The following is a 24,936-nucleotide window of genomic DNA, read 5'->3' as shown; positions in this document are numbered from 1 at the left end:
ATGAAATATAAATGTATAATAATGGTATGATTATTTGTATGTGGAGGGTTGTATGAATGGTCAATCTACTCTTGAAACAAATGGAACAAACTCGTGAGATGATGATTCGCTCAGGTGTAGAAAACGGGTTACAAAATGCAAAAACCATTCAACTGAGTCGCAGATTAGATCAGTTAATGAACACTTATTATAGACAGACAGTATTTGAGGAAGAAGAAGATCAAGAAGAATAAAAGAATGTTCTAGTATTCAGAGTATAAACTTTAAAAATGATGTTTAAAAAACATTTACTGGGGAATACTAAAATTGAACACAGCAACATTCTCATTTCCCCCTTTAGAGCAGTGATACCCCATCACTTGCTCTCTTTTTTATTTATTCGTATATATGCTCAACCATGACTTTTTAGTACAAGTCATAAGAAGAGTTTGAATTATTGAACTTATTCCACTACACTGAAAAGATAATAATTAGTGCTAATCATTGGTTTTCAATTGGTGACTAGCATAGATAATAAAGGAGTCGCTACATATGGGAAAAGAACGTATTGCATTTATTGGTACAGGCGTTATGGGCGCTAGTATTGTTAAGCATTTATTACACAATGGTCATGAAGTAACGGTTTACACTCGAACTAAAGAAAAAGCTGAATCACTTGTAGCATTGGGCGCAACTTGGGCAAGCTCTCCAGCAGAGGCATTTAAAAATAAGGATATAGCTTTCACAATGGTTGGATATCCTTCAGATGTAGAGGAAGTTTATTTTGGAGACAATGGATTATTTCAATCTGCTGAAACAGGCAATATCTTGATTGATATGACTACTTCAGAGCCAACTTTAGCCAAGAAGATTTTTAATCATGCCCAAGATCTTGGGGTAGAAGCGTTAGATGCACCTGTTTCTGGAGGAGATATCGGTGCTCAAAATGGTACACTATCCATTATGGTTGGCGGAAGCAAGGCTACATTCGATAAAGTATTAGCAGTTATGAAACATTTTGGTGAGAATATTGTTTATCAGGGTGAAGCAGGTGCAGGACAGCATGCTAAAATGTGTAATCAGATCGTTATTGCTTCAGGGATGATTGGGGTGTGTGAGTCATTAGCTTACGGTTTAAAAGCTGGGCTTGATTTACCAACAGTATTACAATCGATTGCGTCTGGTGCTGCTGGATCTTGGTCTTTAAGTAATTTAGCACCACGTATGATTAAAGATGATTATGCACCAGGTTTTTATATTAAACATTTTGTCAAAGACATGAAAATTGCTTTAGATGAATCTAAAAAAATGGGGATATCGTTACCAGGTTTAACACTTGCCTTTGAAATGTATGAGAAGCTTATTGAAGAGGGCTATGGCGAGAATGGTACGCAAGCGCTTTTAAAAGCTTATCTATAATATAGAACCCGAAGTATAACCTTATAGTAAGGAATACTTCGGGTTTTCTTCTTATAATGCTGCTCACTACCACACAGAAAATAGAAAGCTGCGGATAACATTACTCTTTTTCAAAAAGCTTTGTATCTAAAGAGAAGCTAGAAGCCCCAGCAAGAGCAAAGTATAAAGCAATGGCACCTAAAGCTAAGTCTAATTCATAACCTGCCAATCCATTCTCTCCGATAAAACCAACACTAAGCTTCGCTGTAAAAATAGCAACTACCATTGTTGCAGTCAATAAAGCTCCAAAAAGTCTTGTACCCAAGCCTAAAATAATCGCAGCACCACCCACTAATTCGATGATAGCTACAACATAAGCCATAAAGCCAGGGATTCCAAGGGAACTAAAATAATCAGCTGTAAAGCTAATACCACCCTGAAATTTTTGATATCCATGAACTGCAAAAATAATACCAAGTACGACACGTAAAATAGTTGATCCAATATTTTGCATTTTTAATTATCTCCTTTCGCTTACATTTCGTAACTTAGTTTATTTTTAAAAACAACTTTTGTCAAGTAACTAAGTTTTATTTTTTATAACTGATTTTTGAAAAAATGATATACTGTTAAATAAGAAATAATGACGATGGAGGCAGGTAGATTGGAGCAAAAAAAAATTTGTCCACGCTTTGAAAAAGCGCTAACCATATTGAATCATCGCTGGAACACCTTGCTTATTTATCAGTTATTAGAAGGTCCTAAAAGGTATTCAGCTATCAAAAATCAGCTGGGCATTAGCAGTAGGGTGTTAACAGAACGATTAAAAGAATTAGAGATTGAACAAATTGTGACACGGACAGTTATTCCTTCAACACCAGTAGTTATTGAGTATGAGTTAACGGAAAAAGGACATGCACTTGCGCCTGTTCTTCAGGCAATTGAACAATGGTCTTCCATGTGGGTTAATATCGAAGAATAGTGAAAAGAATTATCCAAGCGAGGGGGCTTGGATATTTTTTTGCTAGTTGATAGGATTTTGCATGTGATTTGTAAATCATATTTTATGAGAGTACGAGGGAGGAGGTAATCATATATGAAATAAACAATTATAGTGATTACTACACATGTTATTGTGCAACTTTTAATTTATGGAACGTTATCGTACTTTCATTTATTGTTATTCCTAATTACACGTGTAATTCGAACTCCACCAAACACGCTAGAAATGGTATGTATGCATAGTGCAAGTGTTATAGCTAATCTGGTAATAGCAGGGCTTTTTAGTGTTTTTTGACGTCACACATGGCGCTTGAATATGGTTTGTGTTATCGTGAATTTAATGTTTATTATCATTTATAGTGTTGTAATTTGGCATATGTACTATAGTTAGAAAAGTCACTTGGATGGGAATTGCACTTAGTTTCGACTCTCAGCTTTTATGGAAGACCTTACAGATATTGACTATGTTCTAGCTTTACATGAAAAGAAGTCATCTCAAAAAGCTTATGAGGTGATTTTTTTTGTAAATGGTATGTAAAGACGTGTTATTTTTCTTTAAAAAAAAGGTATTTTTTATCGCAAAGGGGAATTAATTTACTAATATAAGAGAGAAGAGGAGGGGTTTTATGAGACAAAGCCAACAGGGTGAAACACAGCATCGAAATCAACTGGCATTGTACCTATCACTACCCATTTTATCTTGGGCATTTTATGACTTTGCTAATACGATTTTTTCCTCCAATATAAACACTGTATTTTTTCCATTCTACATGGATGAAGTCTTAGGAACTAATGAAGTGAGGCAGCAAGTGGCGAGTACTTTTATTTCATATGCAAATGCCGTCGCCAGTTTTTTCCTTGTTGTCTTTTCGCCATTATTTGGTGTATGGATTGATCAAACAGGTTATAAAAAACGATTTATCGTCTGGTTTGCGTCCATATCAATTTTCTTTACTTTTATGATGGGCATTTTTGCGGATTTGCAAACAACAACGACTTTTTCAGGTGTACCTTTGAGCTTGTTTTTAGTGGTGGTTAGCTTCGTTATTGCTAAATTCTTCTTTAATTCAAGTCTTGTATTTTATGATTCTATGATGGGTGATTTAGGGACAAAAGAGGAAATGCCCCTTATTTCTGGATATGGTGTAGCGATTGGCTATTTAGGTACCATTTTTGGCTTACTGGTTTATTTATATGTTGGAAATTCAGATTTTCATCGCGCATTTATACCAACAGCTATTTTATATTTACTGTTTTCATTGCCATTATTTTTTATTAATAAAGATACACCAATCCCTAAGGCACAGCGTAAATCAATGAAATTCTTAGATGGCTATAAAGAAATAGCTCAAACATTTAAGGATATGAAGCAATACAAAACCATTTTTACTTTTATGATTGCGTATTTCTTTTTAAATGATGCCATCGCTACAACCATTGCGATGATGGCGGTTTATGCCAAAACAATTGTAGGATTTACATCAGGTCAATTTATTGTCCTTTATTTAGTATCTACTGTATCGACAATTATTGGTTCACTTGCATTTGGCTACATAACAAAAGCAGTTGGTGCTAAGCGAGCAATTACATTAGTGGCATTATTAATGATTATTGCTCTAACATTTGCTGTCTTTGCGTCAGAGCAATGGATGTTCTGGATTGCGGGAAGCATGTTTGGCATTTCACTAGGTTCCATGTGGGTAACTTCAAGAACCTATATTATCGAACTTTCACCAGATGAAAAGCGTGGACAATTTTTTGGGTTGTTTGCATTTTCAGGTAAAGTATCCTCCATCATTGGACCAGCAGTCTATGGGACAGTTACATTATGGATGAAAGATTATGGCACTTTAGCAAGTAGGGTGGCACTATCCACATTAATTGTAATGACGGTAATTGGTCTATTTGTCCATTTAAAAGTTCATGATAAAAATGGAAATAGCAAGTAGGAGAAATGTATTGCCTATGATACAATTGAATTATAAATAGAAGTTGAACAGAAAGGAGCGGGGTTGCTTTGGAACAAAAAGGTATATTATTAGAAAGTGGCACAAATGAGCTAGAAATCGTTGAATTTGAAGTGGCTACCAATAAATTCGGTATTAACGTTATTAAAGTAAAAGAAATTATTCAACCGATTCCAGTAACATTTATTCCACACGCGCACCCGCATGTAGAGGGGATTATTCAATTACGAGGTGAGGTCTTACCAGTAGTTGATATGCTTCGTGTTTTAGGTATTCAGCATTCAGAGCGTAATCCTCAACAAAAATATATAGTTGCTGAATTTAATAAACAACGCGTTGTATTCCATGTCGATAATGTTACACAGATTCATCGAATTTCATGGAATCAAATTGAAAAGCCGTCAGATATGTATCAAGGGGGTACCTCACAAGTAATCGGTGTTATTAAGCAAAATGAGCAAATGATTCTGCTGCTAGATTTCGAGAAAATTATGGTGGACATTAATCCAGATTCAGGTATTAGTGTAGAATCTGTTAAAAAGCTTGGTAAACGTGACCGCTCTGAAAAACGTATTTTGATTGCTGAAGACTCACCATTATTACGTAAACTATTATTTGATACGATGAGTGAAGCAGGCTATGTTAATGTCGAATTTTTCGAAAATGGCCGTGATGCCTACGAATACTTAGAATCCATTGTTAAAGGTGGAAGTGATGTATCCGAGCATGTTCAATTAGTAGTGACTGATATTGAAATGCCACAAATGGATGGGCATCATCTAACACGAAAAATCAAGGAACATCCAGACCTTCAAAAGCTCCCTGTCATTATCTTCTCAAGCTTAATTACGGATGATCTTCGTCATAAAGGTGATAAAGTAGGAGCGGAGGATCAAATCAGTAAACCAGAAATTGCTGAGCTTATTTTACGCGTAGACCAGCTGATTTTATAGATTTACTGTCAATATTGGATAGAGTTGAAAAGGTACTTCACAATATTAATAATGGGTATCCTGAACGTATCATTAATAACTAAAAGAAAGTCGGATGCCTAGCAAGGGAGTCCGACTTTTTTGTATAGATAAATATGCCAAGAACAAAATAAGACTATGCATTTGCATGAAGCATTAAGGAAGTGATTATTTGAATGAATTAAAAACGGCGATTATCGATATTGGTTCTAACACCATTCGATTAGTATTGTATCTATACGATAAAGAAGAGGGGCTTCGTGAACTTGGAAATATTAAAACAGTTGCACGTTTACGTACATTTTTACAACCCTCTGGAGAAATGTCTGAGGAAGGTATACAAGTATTGACTGAAACATTATTAACGTTTAAAGCAATGCTTGATGATTTTGAAGTAATTGATGTTAAAGCTGCTGCAACAGCTGCTATACGTCAAGCTACTAACAGAGCTGAAATTATTGACCGTATGAAGGCAATAACAGGCATACAAATAGACCTTTTATCTGAGGAAGAAGAGGCTTACTTTGGCTTTGTTGCAGTAGCTCATTCAATGGGTACTAAATCTGCTGTAACCATTGACATTGGCGGTGGGAGTACTGAAATTACACTATTTGAAAACAAAGAACTTCAGAAATCTTACAGTTTTCCATTCGGTACAGTGTCTTTAAAGCAGCGCTTTGTTAAGGGTGACATTATTAATAGCAGTGAAAAAAAAGAGCTCATTGAATTTATCAGAGGTCAATTTAAAACACTTCCCTGGCTTCAAAACGTTGGATTACCGATTATCGCTATTGGAGGAAGTGCACGAAATATTGCTCAAATTCATCAACAAAAATGCGACTATCCGATTGCAAGTGTCCATGGCTATGAAATGTCGAAGGGAAATTTAGATGAGCTTAGTGTATTTTTAGGAGATTTGAGCTTTAATGATCTGAAGCAATTGGATGGACTTTCTGCGGATCGAGCCGATATTATTGTCCCTGCTTTAGAAGTTTTTCGCGTTCTAATGGAGGTTGTGGGAAGTGAAGTGTTCCAACTAACGAAAAAAGGCTTACGTGAGGGGCTTATTATTCAACGTATATTACAGACGGATCCGAGTGCCTATGATAAATACAATGTATTTGAGGGAAACGCTAGAAGATTAGCCCGTCAGTATGGTCGAACTGAAGACGAGGTCGACTATTTAATGCATTTAGCTGACCAATTATATCGTGAGTGCTGTCATTCGAAGTATTTACAATATAATCCAAAAGATTTGCAATTATTAACGAAAGCGGCGAAAGTATTTAATATTGGAGAATATATTGAGTTAAGCTCTGCAAGTCAGCATACTTTCTATTTACTAGCAAATCAATCAATAGACGGATTAAATCACAAGGAGCGAGTGAAATTAGCACTGCTAGCTTCTTATAAAAATCGAGATTATTACCAACGATTTGCAGCTCCATTTGAAGACTGGCTAGGGCGTGAAGAATACCGAAAAATACGAGACTTTGGAGCACTTTTAAAATTTATTTATGCTTTAAATGTCTCTAAAAGAAGAATTGTACATGCTATTGAAATGCACAATGAAGAGGATTATGTACAGCTTGGTATATACGTAAAAAATCATGCTGCTGCTGAAAAATATCAAGCAAATCGGCAAAAAAAGCATCTTGAACGCGCATTAAAGATACCGATAAAAATAAACTTTATTGAAGAAGGGTTGATTAATGATGACAACTGAATTGACGAATAATCAGCTAGAAGAGGAAGTTTCAGAAACACAAAGTCGATTATTAGAGGAAATTGCCAAACCTCAATATTATAATAATCGTGAGTTAAGCTGGCTTGCCTTCAATGAACGGGTTTTAGAGGAAGCAGAGGATGTTAATAATCCTCTGCTAGAACGTCTAAAGTTTTTAGCAATTTTTAGCTCGAATTTAGATGAGTTTTTCATGGTTCGTGTAGCAGGTTTACAGGATCAGGTACGTGCAGGATTTCATAAGGCGGAAAATAAGTCTGGTTTAACACCGAAAGAGCAGCTTGCCAAAATTGCAGAGCGTACCCAGGCATTAGTGCGTCGCCAAACGGAGGTATACAGACATTTAATCTATGATTTATTACCCCAACATAATGTACATATAGCAGACATCAAAGATTTAAATAGTACACAAAAAGCATTTATCAATGAAATGTTTACAGAAACAATCTTCCCTGTGCTGACACCTGTTGCAGTAGATGCCTATCGTCCTTTCCCGACATTGCTTGGTAAAACATTAAATTTACTCGTATTATTAGAGCAAGACGAGACAGACTTAGAAAGTCGTGAAAGAGTAGCGATTGTACAGGTGCCATCTGTATTAGATCGTTATATTAAAGTCCCTTCGGCAGAAGGAGAAACAGTAGTTGCTCTTCTAGAAGATGTGATCGTAGCCCATATAGATAAGCTCTTTTACGGCTATAGTGTTAAATCAGCACAGGCTTTCCGTTTAACACGTAATGCCGATTTAACCATCCATGAAGAAGGGGCAAGGGATTTACTGGTTGAAATTGAGAAAGAGTTGAAAAAACGTAAATGGGGCGTTGGAAGTCGTCTTGAAGTACGTGAGGGTGAAATGAATGAAGAAGTTCTCAATTATCTACTAGATGAATTTGAAATCGAGGAATCGGATGTCTTTCATATTGACGGACCATTAGATTTAACATTTATGTTCTCCTTTGTAAAGGGCATATCAGTTGGCAGAGAGCATTTAGAATATGAAAGCTTTATCCCGCAGCCGCCTTTAGATATACAATCTGATGAAAATATTTTTGAAAAGGCTTTACAGCAGGATATCTTTTTCCACCATCCGTATGAGTCCTTTGCTCCTATCGTCGATTTTATCTCAGAAGCGGCACTAAATCCGAATGTATTGGCTATTAAACAAACATTGTATCGAGTAAGTGGGAATTCCCCGATTATACAGGCATTAAAGCTGGCAGCTGAAAATGGCAAGCAGGTAACGGTTTTAGTTGAATTAAAGGCTCGCTTTGATGAGGAAAATAATGTGCATTGGGCAAAGCAACTTGAACAGGCTGGTTGTCTTGTTATATATGGTATGAACAACTTAAAAACACACTCTAAAATAACGCTTGTTGTAAGTCGTAGTAACGGAAAAATTGAACGCTTCGTACATCTAGGTACAGGAAATTATAATGATGCCACTGCAAAAATCTATACAGATATGGGCATAATAACGTCAGATAAGGAATTTGGTATTGACGCGACTAATTTCTTTAACTATTTAAGCGGTTATACAGAGAAGCCTACTTTTAATCATTTAGTTGTAGCACCGTTCGATATTCGAGATGAATTTATTCGTTTAATGGATGAAGAAATAGCTTGTCATAAGAAGTATGGGAATGGTTTTATTCGTGCAAAAATGAATTCCCTAACTGATAAAGATTTAATGATGAAGCTATATGAGGCATCCATTGCAGGTGTTAAAGTGGAGCTGATTATTCGTGGCATTTGTTGTATTAGACCAGGAATTCCTGGCATTAGTGACAATATCACTGTAACTAGTATTGTTGGCCGTTTCCTTGAACATTCTCGTATTTATTGGTTCCATCATAATGGGGAAAACAAAGTCTATTTATCTTCAGCGGACATGATGACACGCAATATGATTAAACGTGTAGAAATTTTATTCCCTGTATATGCAAGTGAAGCAAAAGCTCGTATTATAAACATCATGAATGCACAACTTGAGGATACAGCCAAAGCACGTATTCAAGATTCTAATGGCAAATATCACTACAAAGAGTTTGATCGAAGCGAAGATCCTATTAATAGTCAAGAAATGTTCTTAAAGGATGCACTAAAGCCTACGCTAGACGAAGAATAAAGCAAACACGCTACTTAGTGAGGGATATAATGGAAAAATATAAAGAGAGTGTAGCGCCATTTGCAGACTATCACCAAGTCATACAGCTTAACCCATTTGATGCAGTTGTATGTTTGAGAAAAGTTGATACAAAAGCGTTTGAAGTCGTTAATTTTAACGATAAATTACCGTCATTTATTGAGCTACAGGATGTGGATGCCACCAATGCCGAGCAATTTTTTCCAGAGCGATGCTGGCTGCAGATATTGAAAATATTACAGCAAGAACTAAATATGGATCGAAAACTAGAGATTTGTACAGGGAACAAAGTAAAAAAATTTATTGTCAATGTACAGCATCTAGAAAAATCAGTTGTTGCAGTTATTTTACGTGAGACACATAATGATGTGGCGCCTTATTTGCAATTTGTGGAACAATATGTAAGCCCTGTGTTAACAACTGATATTCAAGGTCGTATTATACACCAAAACTGTGCTGCTACTACTCTATTATCAAGTGAACATCACAACCTTGTAGGACGAAATATTTTTTCATTATTAGAAAGTAAGTATATTGATGAATTCAAATTATTATTTGCAAAAACTGTTGAGGGTTCTGCTTTTGGTATGCCTAAATGTTTGCTTAAAGACCAATTGCTAAGTAATGAACCTTTCTACTTAACGACTCATCCAACCTACTTTAATGGAGAAATTATTGGTGTGCATTTATTTGTAAAAGATGCCAATAGCTTTATGAATGATCAAGAATCTTTTTATTACCTAGCATTAATGGATGAATTGACGGGTATTTGGAACCGTAAAGCATTTAAAGAGCACTGGTTGCATCATTTAAATGATAAAAAGCATGAAAATAAACAAGCAGCACTTATTTTAGTGGATATTGACCGCTTTAAAAAATTTAATGAATCTCTTGGTGAAAGTAAGGGAGATGAGCTAATGCGCATGTTTAGTCATAGACTTCGTGAACTGTGCTACTCAAAATGCTCCCTTTATCGCTATAATAGTGATGAGTTTATTTTTGTCCTAAAAGATGCAACCATCGATAAAATAGAAAAAACAGCAAACGCTATATTAGATGCTCTTAAACAGCCGTTTATGATTGATGGACAGGAATATTTTATTAGTGTATCAATCGGTATTTCCCTTAGCCCAGCGGATGGCAAGGATTTAGAGACTCTAGTCCGTAAAGCAGATAAAGCCTTATTTTCTGTAAAAGAGCATGGACGTTCACACTATCGTTACTACCGAGAAGATATGATAACTGTTTTTCCTAACGAGGCATTAATGGAAGCGCACTTAAGACGTGCTATCGAATTTAATGAGCTAAGTATTCATTTACAGCCGCAAATGGATTTAACGAATAATAGTATCAATAGTTTTGAGGCATTGTTACGGTGGAATAATCGTAAATTTGGCTTTGTATCACCTGCACAATTTATACCCATTGCAGAGGCATCAGGCTTAATCATTGAGATTGGCGATTGGATAATTGATGAGGTATGCCGCTATCAAAAGGAGTGGCAAATGAAAGGCTATCGTCCTGTACGAATTGCTGTGAATATCTCACCAAAGCAATTTAGAAAAGAAAATTTTGCTCGAAAGATTGAGGAAACCTTAAAAAAATATAATGTCCCGCCTAAATTACTCGAAGTAGAAATTACCGAAAGCTCCATGACCAATGTTCATGAAACATTTTCCATTTTAACGGAATTGAAGCAATTAGGTGTCTATGTATCAGTTGATGATTTTGGTACTGGCTATTCCTCTTTAAGTTATTTAAAGCGCTATCCGATTGATATTATAAAGATTGACCAATCATTTATTGCAGACATTGCTAAGGATGATAAAAACGAGGCCATTATCAAGGCCATTATTTCAATGTCTCATAATTTAGGCTTAGAGGTCGTTGCAGAAGGAATCGAGGAAGCGTCACAAGTCGATTTTCTCAAGCGCCATCGATGCCAAAAAGGTCAAGGCTATTTATATAACAAGCCCTTACCTGTAGAAACCATAGTTGAACAATATTTTGTAAGTTAATAATTAAGAGGCACTTCATGAATTGTGAAGTGCTACTATTTTTTTTTGGAAGAGGAAAATTTGGCGAACTGAATAAAAAGGGATGAGGCTGAGCGGAAAAAGAGTGTGGCCGAGCGGAAAAGGATGAAGCTGAGCTGAAAAGATGTGTGGCCGAGCGGAAAATGAATGAAGTTGAGCGAAAAAGATATGTGACCGAGCGGAAAATGAATGAAGCTGAGCGAAAAAGATATGTGGCCGAGCGGAAAATGAATGAAGCAGAGTGAAAAAGATGTGTGGCCGAGCGGAAAATGAATGAAGCCGAGCGAAAAAGATGTGTGGCCGAGCGGAAAATGAATGAAGCCGAGCAGAAAAGCGGGCAAGCCGAGCGAAAATGCATTGAAACTGAGCGAAAAGGTGGGAAGCCCGAGCGAAACTGATGTCCAGAGAAGCTCGAGCATTAACTAAGTAAGCTATGTAATGACTAGTTATTTTTTAATTTCATTCCATCCAATACGATAGCTGTGAATTGTGCCATTTGGGTAGCTAAATCAAAATCTTCATTATGAATTAACCAATCGTAGACATTTGCTCGCATACAGCGCTGAATAATAGTTTGCATTTGTGTTACTTGTAAATCTTGTCGGAATTCCCCTTGTTGAATTCCTTCCACAATATATGAATTGATAATTTGGAAAATTTTCCGCTGTGGACTGATTAAATAATGATCTTGTTCCACTTGATTTGTCATCGCAGCAGTATATACCGTCCGTAGTAAATCTTTTCCTACCACATTTGTTAAATAGTTCATTTGTTCTTGGTACAGTATCAATATTTTTTCACTTGCTGGTAAGGAGTGGTTAATGGTCTTCTCTACAGTACTATAAAAACTATCGAGTTCTTTAAATTTTTCTAAAATCACATCATATTTAGATGGGAAGTGTGTGTAAAATGTCCCTTTTGATACATGGCATGCCTTTGTTATTTGATCAATGGAGACATGCTCAAATCCATGTCTATTAAAGAGCTCTAAAGAAGTTTTTAATAATTTCTCTCTTGTTTCCAATGCCTTTTTTTGTCTATTAGTTAGTGTTTCCATAGCTTCTTGCACATCCTCCGAAAAAAATTCGTTCTAAAAAGTCAGAAATATTAAAATTATAATTGACGAAATGGGATTTATTTGATTATGATTTAATTGACTGCGGTCAATGACTTCGGTCATTCAATATATCTAATTATTCATGTTACGATAAATCTCTGGAATTGACTAGAGCTCAATATATGAACAATAAAATATATTGTAGAAAGAGTAGGGTTTCCGATTGTGTAGATAGTCTATCAATCTGCTAATTGATATAGGAGGCAAAATTATTAGCGGTAGTTATTCAAAAATACTCACGGCTATTTAATTTTCGAAATAATTGGAAAGCATTCGCAGTAGGGACGGCTACAAAATAATTGGAAAAAGGAAAAAAGCCTGCTATTAAAGCATGTGAAATTAAACAAATTAAAGGAGGACAACAATATGACAACAGTACAAGAGGTTAAAACATTAACGCATTTTATTGGTGGGGAGCTAGTTGAAGGGAAAAGTGGTCGTTTTGGTTCAGTATTCAATCCAACTACTGGTGATGTAATCGCTAAGGTACCACTAGCGACAGCTGAGGAAACGCGAGAGGCTATTGAAAAGGCACAGATAGCATTTCCGCAATGGCGAGATACGTCAGTGCCTAAACGTGCTGAAATTGTGCTAAAGTTCCGCAACCTTATTACAGAAAATATCGAGGAACTGTTGCAAATTATTTGTACAGAGAGTGGTAAAACCTTAGAGGATGCCAAGGGGGAAATCACACGTGGTTTAGAGTCCGTTGATTTAGCAATTGGTGCGCCACACCTAATGAAGGGGGAGTATTCCGTAAATGTTGGTGGTCAAATAAATGCTTATTCAGCTAAGTTCCCTTTAGGTGTAGTGGCGGCTATTTCACCTTTTAACTTTCCAATTATGGTGCCTTTAGCACAAACAAGTATGGCGGTTGCTGTTGGGAATGCTGTTGTGTTAAAAGCATCCGAACGTGTTCCGATGACGGCCTTATATGTTAGTGAGCTGTGGAAAAAAGCTGGATTACCTGATGGGATATGGACTGTGATAAATGGCGATAAAGATGCAGTTAATGAACTATTAGAAAATCCAGCTGTACAGGCAATCTCTTTTGTTGGATCGACACCAGTTGCTAAGTACATCTATGAAACGGGTGCCAAATATGGAAAAAGAGTGACAGCCCTAGGTGGTGGTAAAAATAATATGGTTGTAATGCCAGATGCTGATCTTGAGCAGGTTGCCAACGCCTTTATCGGCGCAGCATATGGAGCAGCTTCTCAACGCTGTATGGCTATCTCAACGATTATGCCTGTTGGAAAGGATACAGCGGATAAACTTGTCGAAATTCTAAAGGAGAAAATTGCTAACTTAAAAGTTGGATCCTATACAAACCCAGAGACAGATTTCGGTCCAGTTATTTCACATCAATCAAAAGAAGCAATAATTGCTGCGATTAATCGGGGAGAAGTAGAGGGGGCAACAGTTGTTTGTGATGGTCGAGATCTTGATATTGTAAAAGAATCAAAAGGGTTTTTCATTGGACCAACATTGTTCGATAATGTAAAACCAGGGATGGAAATTTATGAACAAGAAATATTCGGTCCAGCCCGTAATGTTGTACGTGTTGATTCTTTAGAGGAAGCTATTCAACTTATTAATCGACATGAGCTTGGCAACGGTGTAACGATTTTTACGAATGATGGACTTGCAGCACGTAAGTTTACAACAGAAATAGATGTTGGAATGGTTGGTGTGAATGTACCTATTCCAATCCCGGTTGGCTATCATAATTTTGCTGGATTTAAAGGTTCTCGTTTTGGCGAAGGACATATGTTTGGACCAGATCAAGCACGTTTCTTTACAAAAACAAAAACAATTTCAGAGCGTTGGATGACTGTTCATACAACATCAGCTTCTACATTTGCGTTTCCAAGCAATAATGATTAGGACAAGAATGGGAGGGGCTATATTTGAAAGAAAAAACTGTCTTTATTACAGGTGCAGCTCGTGGCATTGGTCTTGCCATTGCTCAAGCATTTGCTGAACAAGGTGCGCATGTGGTCATTACTGATAAGAATGAAGAACTTTTACAAGAGGCAATCCAACAAAATCCTCAATTAACAGCCTACACTTGTGATGTAATAGATGAACAGGCAATTTGCGATGCGATTGCTTTTACTGTTAAAAAATTTGAGACTATAGATATTTTAGTGAATAATGCTGGGTTTCAACATGTTTCTCTAATAGAGGATTTCTCAACAGAAATTTTCGAATCCATGCAGAAAGTAATGCTATTCGCACCTTTTGTAGCCATGAAGTACGCATTACCACATATGAAGAAAAATAATTATGGACGTATTATTAATATGGCCTCTATTAATGGTGTTATTGGTTTTGCAGGTAAGGCTGGATATAATGCAGCAAAGCATGGTGTTATTGGTCTAACAAAAGTGGCAGCGCTAGAGGTGGCCACTAACGGAATAACAGTGAATGCGATTTGTCCAGGATATGTGGATACAGATTTAGTACGACATCAATTTTCAGATTTAGCCAAAATAAGAGGAATGGCAGTAGGAGAGGTATTGGAGCAAGTGCTTTATCCCCTAGTCCCTCAAAAACGTCTGCTTGATGTAACTGAAATTACGGGTCTTGCCCTTTATTTAGCGAGTGATATGGCAAAGGGTATCACTGGGCAAGCACTAATCTTAGATGGTGGATATACAGCACAATAGCTTAGGAGGGAGAAATAATGATTCAAACAAAAACAATCTTTACCGTTCATTCACCAGCAACTATTGTCTATGGCCGAGATGCATTTGAGGAGGTTGGGGTGTATGCAAAAAAGTTGGGGAACAAGGCACTTATTATAAGTGATCCTATTATGGACAGTTTAGGCTTTGTCAACCAATGCTGCAGTTATTTAAAGACACAAGGATTAGAAGCTGTATCATACTTGGGTGTAGCAACAGAGCCGGTGGATACGTATGTCACTGAAGGATTGGATGTTTTACAGGCTGAAGGCTGTGATGTCATCATTTCGGTTGGTGGTGGAAGCTGTATCGACACAGGGAAAGCAATTGCTGTGGTGTCAACAAATGGTGGCTATATAGGAGATTATATGAAAATGCTAAAAATCGCAGAGCAGGCACCTATTCCTCATATTGCAATCCCGACAACAGCAGGCACTGGCTCTGAGGCAACAGATGCAACAGTTATAACTAACACACAGAATGATGTGAAAATGATGATAAAGCAACCTGCTTTTATGCCAACCATTGCGATTGTTGATCCCATATTAACGGTTACCTCTCCTCCTGCTATTACAGCAGCGACAGGTATTGATGCATTGAGCCATGCGATTGAGAGCTATTTATCTCGCTTAGCTCATCCCTATTCGAATGTCCTGGCATTATCAGCTATGGAATTAATCGTCAATAATATAGTAAAGGTTTATGAACATGGTGATGATCTTGATGCACGAGAAGCCATGTCTCTCGGTTCCATGCAGGCGGGCCTATCATTCTCTAATGCGTCTGTTGCTTTAGTGCATGGTATGTCTCGGCCAATTGGAGCTTTATTCCATGTGCCGCATGGCATATCAAATGCTATGCTTTTACCAGTAGTTTTGGAGTTTTCTAAGGATGCCTGTATTAATCTGCTCGCAGATCTTGGTGAATTTTTTAATAAAGATGGGAAATTATTAACGAAGGAAGAGCTTGCTGATTTAGCGATCATTTCTATTAAAGAGATGTGTAAAAAAATGAATATCGGTAATTTAAAACAATGGGGAATTGAGGAAGAAGCCTTTTATGCCGCTATCCCAAAAATGACCATTGATGCAATTGCTAGCGGAAGTCCAGGAAATAATCCTAAAATACCTACAGAAGAAGAGCTAAGAGAGCTTTATAAAAAGGCCTATCATTATGAGTTTTAAGTAATCAAGTAACCAAGGAAATTTCAAATAGATAAATGGTAAATATTGAACTGCCCACTAAATTAGAAAGAACTATTCAAAAGTCTTGAATGGTTCTTTTTTATGTAGGAAATAAGTAGAGCTATGGTAAATAGTGTATCAATTTTTTTGACTCTTTACAGAATTAATATGACATATACGAGAAAATATAGTAATATTTATATGAATCATCATTCATTTTTGTGAAGGGGGAAATGGTATGTTGCAGGGGAAAACAATTATTATTACGGGTGGATCAAGTGGAATGGGACTTTATATGGCTAAGACCTTTGTTGCCGAAGGAGCGAATGTTGTTATTACAGGTCGTAATGAAGAACGCTTAGCTGAGGCAAAGGATTTTATTTTAGGGGCTGGAACTTCAATTGAGACCTTCCAAATGGATGTACGAGTGCCAGAGCATGCAGAGGCGATGCTAGCATTTGCTGTTGAAAAATTTGGACAGGTTGATGGACTTGTGAATAATGCTGCTGGCAATTTTATCGTACGTGCGGAAGACTTATCACCGAATGGCTGGAGGGCTGTTGTTGATATTGTGTTAAATGGTACATTCTTCTGTTCTTCTGTTGTTGGTAAGTATTGGATTCAACATAATATTAAAGGAGCCATTTTGAATATGGTTGCAACTTATGCGTGGAATGCTGGTGCTGGCGTTATTCATTCAGCAGCAGCTAAAGCGGGTGTATTATCATTAACGAGAACACTAGCTGTTGAATGGGGGAAACAGTACGGGATTCGGGTGAATGCAATTGCACCAGGTCCAATTGAGCGAACAGGGGGTGCAGAAAGGCTTTGGGAATCAGAGGCTGCGGCTGCTCGTACATTAGATTCTGTACCATTAGGGCGTACGGGAACTCCTGAGGAAATTGCTGACTTAGCAACATTCATGCTGTCTGATAAGGCTAGCTATATGAATGGTGAATGTGTGACACTTGACGGTGGACAATGGCTTAATCAGTATCCATTCTAAATAAAATAAATTGCATAATGAAGAGTCGGATTGACGCATACTAGGGGTAAAGAAAGGAGTTTTGCCAATGGGTATGTGGTTAATACCGGCTCTTATTGCCATTACAATCATTTCCGTTATTTCTTTTGTGTCAACACTAAAGATTGCGAAAATGACCACTGAACGAAAGTCTGAAAACGATACACCGATTTCAGAAACGGTTGAAGAGTATGCAACAATGCTAAACCCCATAGTATGGGTCTATATCATTTTTTTACTTTTCTTAGGGATCATGATTTTTTATTACTGGAGTCAGGCAGGCTATTAAAACTGTTATCTTCATTCAGATGTATGTCTGAATGAAGGTCCTTTTTATGATTTTTTCTTTCCAACTTACGTCTTAGTTTAGTTCAAAGCAATTAAATCATTCGTGGTTCTTTAAAAACTCTTCTCTACCTTGTCGTGGTCATAAAAGGAAAAGTTATGATATGATAAAAAGGAAGCACCCTGTTCTGTATAGTAAGGACAGTAAAGGAGAAGAAGTTCATGATTTCAACTAACAGCAAAGACTTATTAGCAATGCCAATTAGTGATTTTATTATTTCATCTGAAAAGGTTGCACATGTACAAAGTGGGAATAGTGCGGAGCATGCACTCCTTGTACTTACACGTACAGGGTATTCGTCGATACCTGTTTTAGATTTGAAATACCGACTTCAAGGGTTACTAAGCATGAAGATGATTACAGAATCCATTCTTGGACTCGAACATATTGAATATGAAAAGCTGCCTGATATTAAAGTGGATACAATTATGGACAAAAATATTGCTGTATTAAAATTAACAGATACTTTTCAGCGAGCTCTCGATTTAGTGATTAATCATGCCTTTTTATGTGTTGTGGATGAAGAAGGTACATTTGCAGGGATTTTAACAAGACGTGTGATTTTAAAGCAATTGAAAAAATATATTTATCTAAAAGAGTAGTAGGTTAAGAGGGGGACTCAGATGAAAATCATGAGACCCTCTTTGCTTGTATTGGAGGTTTACTGATTGATGGCGACAGAAGCTGAAATCTTAAAAGTATTAGCTGAGGAACGCAATATGCGAAAGGCAGCAGAACGTCTATTTTTATCCCAACCGGCTCTTTCTCAACGTTTGCAAACGATTGAAAAGGAATGGGGAGCCCAGCTATTTATCCGTTCGCAAAAGGGACTGACAGCAACACCTGCTGGAGAAATGGTGATTGGCTATGCCACAGAAATGCTAAGCAAAAAAGAGGAGATTTTTGAAACAATCCAATCATTGACAACAAAAGTGAATGGGACATTGAAAATAGCATGTGCTTCGATTGTTGGTCAAAACTGGCTCCCTAAAATATTGAAAGATTTTGTAACGAAATATCCTGAGGCGAAAATCTCACTTATGACTGGTTGGAGCTCTGAAATTGTGAAAGCATTGTATGAAGGAGAGGCTCATGTGGGAATTGTTCGTGGACAGGTTGATTGGAGGGGAGAAAAAATTCATCTTTTTCGGGACACCCTTTATTTAGTTGATAAGGAATTAAAAACAATTGAAGATGTACTGTCAACAGAGCGACCTTTTATTCAATTTAAAAGTGATTCCAATTATTATCAGGAAATTCAACAATGGTGGCAGCAACATTTTGCTTCAAATCCAAGACGACAGATTTTGGTTGATCAAATTGAAATCTGTAAACAAATGGCATTAGACGGAATTGGTTATGCTATCTTACCTTCCATTACTTTAAATGATCATGATGGTATTAATAAAATAGCCCTTACAAATAATGAAAAAGAGTTCGGTTTAACGAGGGATACATGGTTAATAGGGTATGAATCTTCATTTGAATTACGGCAAGTAGAGGCTTTCGTCGAAGTGATACAAGATCATGCACGGTGCTTGTTTGATTACTTGAAATAGAAAATCTGAAGGCAGTCCAGAGTAAAAAAAATTACTTTCTGGACTGCTTTTTAATTCTTAAGAGTTTATGAATATTCATGAAGATGTCATAAGAAATGGAACAAAATTCAATTTTAAACGTATAATTATGTAACCATTAATATTTATAGAGAAAAAAGGGGTTGAGCTTTTGAAAAAAACGAATATCACGGCACTCGTATTCATATTTATGCTTGTTATTAGCTTTCTTCTGCCTGTGGAGCAGGCAAGAGCAGCTGCAACTTTAGAGGTACAAGCTAAGGTGGGAATTACAGGGAAAGCAAAATATCAATCATTGGTGCCACTTCAAGTAACAGTAAAAAATAATGGTGCAGATTTTTCGGGAGATATGGCCATTAATGCTTCTAGCTCCTATGTAGCTGCATCCGCTCTAGTGCTGCCGATTGATATTGCAGCAGGAGAAGAAAAAACATTTGATTTCTATTTAGATGGTTTAGCTGATTATAGTTATTCAGATGCAGATTTATTTGCCTTTTATGAGGGAAGCATTGAAAAGGGGAAAAAGGTTGATTATAAAGGGACAAAACAAATACAAGGAAACTTTTTAGATCCCTCTTCTGTATTTATCTATACGCTAACAGATAAGAGTGATCGCCTATCAGGATTTTTACGTCTTTCTCAATTTGCTGCTCAAAACAATGTTGAGGTTTTTAATTTAAAGCAAATAAAAGATTTTACATTGCCTGAAGATGCGCAGGGCTTTGCGATGGCGAACATCATTGTCATCGATGAAATCGCCATAGCTGATTTATCACAAAAACAACAACAGGCTTTATTTAAATGGGTGCAGGATGGCAGTACATTATTAGTGGGAGCTGGTGATCAAGTAAATGCAACAGCCGGCATTTTTAAGGATGATTTACCACTTACATTATCACAGCAATTGACAACTGTTTCCGCAGATAGCTTATCCAAAATAGCAGGCGGGGGTACTTTTTCACAGCCAATATCTGTTTTTGCGGCAACTGGAAATCAAGGAAGTTTACCTGTATTAACAGACAATAATACCCTTCTAGCATCCAAGAAAAAGGTTGGCAGTGGAGAAATTATTCAAACCGCCTTTTCATTAGGAGATCAGCCGCTTGCATCTATGGATGGCTATGCAACATTAGCAGCAAAATTATTGGATATTCAAAGCCTTTCTCAGCAAGGTATGATGGGGCGCGGGCAGTCAACAATGGATCAATTGTCTTATGAACTGCGTGATGTAAATGAATTATTCCCATCCTTTGAAGTATCAGTTAGCTATATGTTAATCGTTATCATATTATATATTTTAATTATTGGACCGATTTTATATTTTATCCTAAAGAAATTAGACAAGCGTGAACAGGCATGGTGGATAATTCCGATTATGTCAGTTGCATTATCGATTGTTTTGTTTATTTTCGGTGCCAAGGATCGAATTGTACAGCCTCAAATTCAGCAATCAGCATTTTTTAAAGTGAATGAAGATAGTAGTTTAAATGGCTATTATGTAGAATCCCTACTGACAAACCGTAGTGGTGATTTTGTTGTGAATACAGATAAGGATACTAGTGCATTTGCGCTTCGTCGAAATAATAATTTCACTGGAACAAGTGGAAATTTACATGAAACATCTTATATTAAAGAAAATGCAAATGGCTCTACATTAACTTTACGTGATTTAAGCTATTGGTCTGTACAGTCCTTCGCAGGAAAAACAGCGGCGCAAAATATTGGCAAAATGGATATCGATATAACATTAAAAAATGAAAAATTAACAGGGACAATTAAGAATAATTTCCCGTTTGCTTTAAAGGATGTTACCTTAATCTCTGGTGTTAAAGAAGTTAAGCTTGGCGATATAGAAGCGAATGGAACACTTAAAGTAGATAAAGAGTTAACGGCGACTGTTCTTCAAAAGCCGTCTACATTTACGAACTACAATTATAATTATCCATCGAAGAAGGAAGAAGTAAATCCACTTCGAATTGAGCGGATGCAATCTTTAGCACTTCCACTTGTAGAAAATGATAAGAAACCTGTTATAACTGCATGGGCTGAACAAGCCATTGCTGGTGTGGAACTTGAAACAAGTGCCAAAATGTCACCAATTTCTTATTTTATTCAGCCATTTGATGGCAAAGTAGAGCTATCAGGACCATTTACGATGAAACGTAACAACTTTTCGTATTCAGTAAATCCCCAATCCGCTAATGCGTATTACGATAAAATAGATGAGCAGTTAAATAACTGGTATATGTCAGTTGGTTTATATGAGGTATCCATTGCAATGCCAGATAATTTTATGAGTTCAGTTCAAACTTTAAATGAACTAACGGTTTCAAATAAGGATGTTACGCGTATGCAACTATCGATTTGGAATAATAAAACGAAAAATTATGAGCCATTAGTAGATACCAAACAGGTGTTTACAGATAACATTTCAAAGTACTTCAACGAAAATGGCGAGTTGCTGATTGAGATTAAATTTGGACCAGATCAAACAGGTGAGCAAACAAAATTACCAGAAGTAGAGCTGAAGGGAGTGGCGAAATAATGATTGAAATTCGTGATTTGACGAAAAGATATGGCTCCTTTACAGCATTAGATCATCTAAACTTAACATTAGAGGAAGGCGTTGTATTTGGATTTGTAGGTGCCAATGGAGCAGGAAAATCCACTACTTTCTCGATATTGGCGACCTTGTTGTCACCAACTTCCGGTGATGCTCTTATTAATGGAAAAAGTGTTATTAAGGAGCCCAAGGAGGTTCGAAAGCAAATTGGCTATATGCCAGATTTCTTTGGTGTGTACGATCAATTAAAAGTGGATGAGTACTTAGACTTCTATGGTGCTAGCTATGGTATAGGTGTAGCTGAACGAAAAGTCCTTATTCCACAGCTGCTTGAGCTTGTGAATTTAACAAGCAAACGTTATGAATATGTAGATTTACTGTCGCGAGGGATGAAGCAGCGTTTATGTTTAGCGCGTGCTCTTATTCATGACCCAAAGGTATTAATATTGGATGAGCCTGCCTCAGGATTAGATCCACGTGCACGTGTAGAAATGCGAGATATTCTACGAAATCTAAAATCAATGGGCAAAACGATATTAATTTCCTCACATATTTTGCCTGAGCTTGCAGAAATGTGTGATGAAATTGGCGTTATTGACAATGGCAAGCTTATTGCTCATGGTAATGTCTCTTCCATTCAGGCACAGCTACAAGGTGAGAAGCGCATTGTTATAAGGGTTACAGATCGAGTAAATGAGGTACGTGCATTCTTAGAGGAGGACCCTTTAATCTCCTCGATAGATGTGATAGATAATCGCCTAGAAATAGCCTTTAACTATCGTGGAACGGATGCTGATCAAGTAGCACTCTTGAAAAAGGCAATGCTAGCAAATTTACCTATCTATGCATTAAGTGAAGAGGAAAAAGATTTAGAGGATGTCTTTATGGCGATTACGAAGGGGGCGGACAAACAATGATGGAACGATTTTATAATCCAGTACTCGTAAAAGAATTGAAGTTACGCTTCCGTTCTTTTAAAAGCTTTTCAGGATTGATGTTTTATTTAGCAGTCCTTTGTATTTTCATAGCGGGATTCCTTCTATTAACAACTGAATTCACAGGCAGAGGCTTTTTTAGACCAGATACGAGCTTTATGATGTTTGCTGTATTAACTATTTTACAGATGGCTCTTGTACTATTTATTACACCGAGCTTGACTGCTGGTGCCATTAGCAGTGAAAGGGAAAAGCAAACATTAAATATTTTATTAACAACAACACAAAGCTCTACACAAATCATTATTGGCAAACTACTCTCTTCGGTAGCATTTTTAGTATTAATGCTAATCGCAGGGCTGCCATTATATAGTTTAGTATTTTTATTTGGTGGGGTATCACCATCTCAGTTAATTTCAATATTTTTATTTTACCTAGTAACAGTAGTTGCAATAGGTAGTATCGGTGTAATGTTTTCAACCATTACAAAAAGAACAATCGTTGCCATGATTGCAACATATGGTTCAATTATCTTTTTAGGTGGCATTACGGCATTTTTCTTCTTTTTAACAATGGCCTTCCATCAAATGGGGAACAACATTGGCACAAATACATCCTATATGACTTATTTTTGGGCGTCCATTAACCCCGGCGCATTGATGTTAACACTTATTTCACCCGAAATGGGAGATGCGCTTAGCGAGCTTTCAGGTGTGAAATTACCTGTTTGGATTACTTATTTAATAGCGTATATCTTGATTATCGTTTTATGCCTAACAATCGCTATTAAAAAATTACGTGCCAACATGAAAAGTAACCGATGAGGAGGAATTCTTATGGAGCGTCGTAAGCAATTACGAAAATATATTCAACGTGCAAAGACGAGTTTAACAGTAGAAAGAAGTATTCCCATTGCACAATATGGTCTGTTTTTTGCTTTGCTTTCGAGTGCTTCACTTGTCCTCGTCTCCAGATTATTTGTCTGGCCATTTTACAGACAAGCAGCACTAATTGTCTTTATAGTTATTGTACTAGCGGCAGTAATATTTATGTGGTGGAAGCGTGCGAAAGAAAAGGAAGCATTGCATAATTTGGATGATTATTTTTTACACAATGAATTAGTGACAGCCTTATCGTTCCAGGATGATAAGGACCCGCTAATACAATCACTGCTCATAAAAGCTGTACAAAACGCTGAAACATCCTTTACAAATTTTAAAGCGAGAAAGAAGCATTTATTTCGTCCAAAGGCACTAAGTGGGATATTTGCATTTACAGTTGTACTGGCAATTCTATACTTATTTCCATCAGCCACACAAATGGAAGCCATTGAGGTAGAGCAAGAAAAGGCTGTTATTGAGGACGTTAAGAAGGAAGTTGCCAAGCTAGAGAAAAAGGCTCAAACCAAAGACGTGAAAGAGCAATTAAAGAAATTACAAAATACGTTAAAAGAGGCAGAAACGGCTGAAGAAGCATTACGTGAGGTCGTGAAAAAACAAAAGGAGCTTGCCTTAAAGGAGCAGCAATTAAAGGACAAGCAAACGACTAGCGAGGATGGTGCCACAGAAGGTAATGGTTTATCGAAGGAAGAAGTGGAGCAGCTGAAGGAGCTTGCTCAAATGCAGCAAGAGCTGACACAAAATGCTAATGCTACTCAGACAGCGATGAGCAAGCTTGGAAAGCCAGCAAGCAATACATTACAAAATGCTATTGCGAGTGCCAATAATGCTAATAACAATCAGCAAAACAATTCTAATTCGAGCCAAAATCCATCAGGTAATTCGCAGTCAAGCAATCAACAAGGGCAGGCAGGCCAGCAAAGCCAAAGTAATTCTCAAAACAGTTCCCAACAGTCTTCAAGTAATAGTCAAGGGCAAGGTCAAGCTCAAGGAAAAGGTCAAGGGCAGGGACAAGGGCAAGGTCAAGGACAGGGACAAGGTCAGGGAAATGGTTCTGGACAAGGAGGTCAAGGTGCAGGATCGGGCCAGGGCAGTCGCTCTTTATTAACAACGCCGAATCGAATTGGAGGCTCAAGTGAGACATCAGTGGACAGTGGTGCACTAGGAGATGGCTCACATGTATCTGAGCAGCAAGGAAATGGTCCAATAACTAAGGGAACCATCCGCCCATATGACGAAGTAATAGGGTCATATAAGGATAGCTATATTGAGAGCTCAGAACGATTACAATTACCAAAAGATTTACAAAATGTCGTGCAATCTTATTTCACGTCAATAGAGTCGCAGTAGGAGGAAAAGAA

At 37.1% G+C, this 24,936-nt stretch carries 21 protein-coding genes; 19 read left to right on the top strand and 2 right to left on the bottom strand.

Annotated features, from left to right (window positions below; translation table 11 throughout):
• Positions 1-56 precede the first annotated feature (56 nt).
• Together ACQKIM_RS14255 and ACQKIM_RS14250 are read left to right on the top strand one after the other, a co-directional pair.
• Entirely contained in the window at positions 57-233 is a 177-nt protein-coding gene (locus tag ACQKIM_RS14255; protein WP_427544985.1) for an aspartyl-phosphate phosphatase Spo0E family protein, read from the top strand.
• A gap of 298 nt (positions 234-531) precedes the next feature.
• Positions 532-1,398 (top strand): NAD(P)-dependent oxidoreductase, encoded by an 867-nt coding sequence (locus tag ACQKIM_RS14250; protein WP_427544983.1) that lies wholly within the window; start codon positions 532-534, stop codon positions 1,396-1,398.
• A 100-nt stretch (positions 1,399-1,498) separates the two neighbouring features.
• Here ACQKIM_RS14250 and ACQKIM_RS14245 read toward each other — a convergent pair whose 3' ends face one another.
• Entirely contained in the window at positions 1,499-1,891 is a 393-nt protein-coding gene (locus ACQKIM_RS14245; RefSeq protein WP_427544981.1) for a DoxX family protein, read from the bottom strand.
• A gap of 150 nt (positions 1,892-2,041) precedes the next feature.
• Here ACQKIM_RS14245 and ACQKIM_RS14240 point away from each other — a divergent pair, with 150 nt between their 5' ends.
• The 6 genes from ACQKIM_RS14240 (at position 2,042) to ACQKIM_RS14215 (ending at position 11,222) form a co-directional block, all read left to right on the top strand.
• Complete coding sequence (locus tag ACQKIM_RS14240; protein WP_427544979.1) at positions 2,042-2,359, top strand: winged helix-turn-helix transcriptional regulator; 318 nt, start codon at positions 2,042-2,044, stop codon at positions 2,357-2,359.
• A gap of 646 nt (positions 2,360-3,005) precedes the next feature.
• On the top strand, positions 3,006-4,328 hold the full coding sequence (locus ACQKIM_RS14235; protein ID WP_427544977.1) for an MFS transporter: 1,323 nt from the start codon (positions 3,006-3,008) through the stop codon (positions 4,326-4,328).
• A 68-nt stretch (positions 4,329-4,396) separates the two neighbouring features.
• Positions 4,397-5,299, top strand: a complete 903-nt coding sequence (locus ACQKIM_RS14230) for a chemotaxis protein (RefSeq protein ID WP_427544975.1) — start codon at positions 4,397-4,399, stop codon at positions 5,297-5,299.
• Between the two features lie 190 nt (positions 5,300-5,489).
• Complete coding sequence (locus ACQKIM_RS14225) at positions 5,490-7,043, top strand: Ppx/GppA family phosphatase (protein ID WP_427544973.1); 1,554 nt, start codon at positions 5,490-5,492, stop codon at positions 7,041-7,043.
• Entirely contained in the window at positions 7,033-9,186 is a 2,154-nt protein-coding gene (locus ACQKIM_RS14220; protein WP_427545007.1) for an RNA degradosome polyphosphate kinase, read from the top strand. Before ACQKIM_RS14225 ends, ACQKIM_RS14220 begins: the two co-directional genes overlap by 11 nt.
• 29 nt (positions 9,187-9,215) lie before the next feature.
• Positions 9,216-11,222, top strand: a complete 2,007-nt coding sequence (locus ACQKIM_RS14215; RefSeq protein WP_427544971.1) for an EAL domain-containing protein — start codon at positions 9,216-9,218, stop codon at positions 11,220-11,222.
• A gap of 460 nt (positions 11,223-11,682) precedes the next feature.
• Here the strand turns inward: ACQKIM_RS14215 and ACQKIM_RS14210 are convergent, their stop codons facing one another.
• Entirely contained in the window at positions 11,683-12,297 is a 615-nt protein-coding gene (locus ACQKIM_RS14210; protein ID WP_427544969.1) for a TetR/AcrR family transcriptional regulator, read from the bottom strand.
• 426 nt (positions 12,298-12,723) lie between these two features.
• Between ACQKIM_RS14210 and ACQKIM_RS14205 the strand changes: the two genes are divergently transcribed.
• The 11 genes from ACQKIM_RS14205 (at position 12,724) to ACQKIM_RS14155 (ending at position 24,925) form a co-directional block, all read left to right on the top strand.
• The gene (locus ACQKIM_RS14205) at positions 12,724-14,244 is read left to right on the top strand and encodes a CoA-acylating methylmalonate-semialdehyde dehydrogenase (RefSeq protein ID WP_427544967.1); all 1,521 of its coding nucleotides are present in this window, start codon (positions 12,724-12,726) and stop codon (positions 14,242-14,244) included.
• Between the two features lie 23 nt (positions 14,245-14,267).
• The gene (locus ACQKIM_RS14200) at positions 14,268-15,029 is read left to right on the top strand and encodes a 3-hydroxybutyrate dehydrogenase (RefSeq protein ID WP_427544965.1); all 762 of its coding nucleotides are present in this window, start codon (positions 14,268-14,270) and stop codon (positions 15,027-15,029) included.
• A gap of 17 nt (positions 15,030-15,046) precedes the next feature.
• Complete coding sequence (locus ACQKIM_RS14195) at positions 15,047-16,231, top strand: iron-containing alcohol dehydrogenase (protein ID WP_427544963.1); 1,185 nt, start codon at positions 15,047-15,049, stop codon at positions 16,229-16,231.
• Between the two features lie 238 nt (positions 16,232-16,469).
• Positions 16,470-17,237 (top strand): 2,4-dienoyl-CoA reductase, encoded by a 768-nt coding sequence (fadH, locus tag ACQKIM_RS14190; protein ID WP_427544961.1) that lies wholly within the window; start codon positions 16,470-16,472, stop codon positions 17,235-17,237.
• Positions 17,238-17,304: 67 nt separating this feature from the next.
• Complete coding sequence (locus ACQKIM_RS14185; RefSeq protein ID WP_427544959.1) at positions 17,305-17,544, top strand: short-chain dehydrogenase; 240 nt, start codon at positions 17,305-17,307, stop codon at positions 17,542-17,544.
• Positions 17,545-17,762: 218 nt separating this feature from the next.
• Positions 17,763-18,203: a cyclic-di-AMP-binding protein CbpB gene (gene cbpB, locus ACQKIM_RS14180; protein WP_427544957.1), complete on the top strand. Its 441-nt coding sequence runs from the start codon at positions 17,763-17,765 to the stop codon at positions 18,201-18,203.
• Between the two features lie 69 nt (positions 18,204-18,272).
• Positions 18,273-19,160, top strand: coding sequence for a LysR family transcriptional regulator (locus ACQKIM_RS14175; protein ID WP_427545005.1), 888 nt, complete (start codon positions 18,273-18,275; stop codon positions 19,158-19,160).
• Between the two features lie 169 nt (positions 19,161-19,329).
• Positions 19,330-21,723 carry a hypothetical protein gene (locus tag ACQKIM_RS14170; RefSeq protein ID WP_427544955.1) on the top strand — a complete coding sequence of 798 codons (2,394 nt, stop codon included), beginning with the start codon at positions 19,330-19,332 and terminating at the stop codon, positions 21,721-21,723.
• Positions 21,723-22,658 carry an ATP-binding cassette domain-containing protein gene (locus ACQKIM_RS14165; protein ID WP_427544953.1) on the top strand — a complete coding sequence of 312 codons (936 nt, stop codon included), beginning with the start codon at positions 21,723-21,725 and terminating at the stop codon, positions 22,656-22,658. Before ACQKIM_RS14170 ends, ACQKIM_RS14165 begins: the two co-directional genes overlap by 1 nt.
• Positions 22,655-23,500, top strand: coding sequence for an ABC transporter permease (locus tag ACQKIM_RS14160; RefSeq protein WP_427544951.1), 846 nt, complete (start codon positions 22,655-22,657; stop codon positions 23,498-23,500). Before ACQKIM_RS14165 ends, ACQKIM_RS14160 begins: the two co-directional genes overlap by 4 nt.
• Before the next feature lie 12 nt (positions 23,501-23,512).
• The gene (locus ACQKIM_RS14155) at positions 23,513-24,925 is read left to right on the top strand and encodes a hypothetical protein (RefSeq protein ID WP_427544949.1); all 1,413 of its coding nucleotides are present in this window, start codon (positions 23,513-23,515) and stop codon (positions 24,923-24,925) included.
• Positions 24,926-24,936 lie beyond the last annotated feature (11 nt).

This window comes from Lysinibacillus sp. NPDC047702, from assembly GCF_050272555.1.
In the GTDB taxonomy this organism is placed as follows: Bacteria; Bacillota; Bacilli; order Bacillales_A; family Planococcaceae; genus Lysinibacillus.
This window is presented reverse-complemented; position numbering and strand designations above follow the sequence as displayed.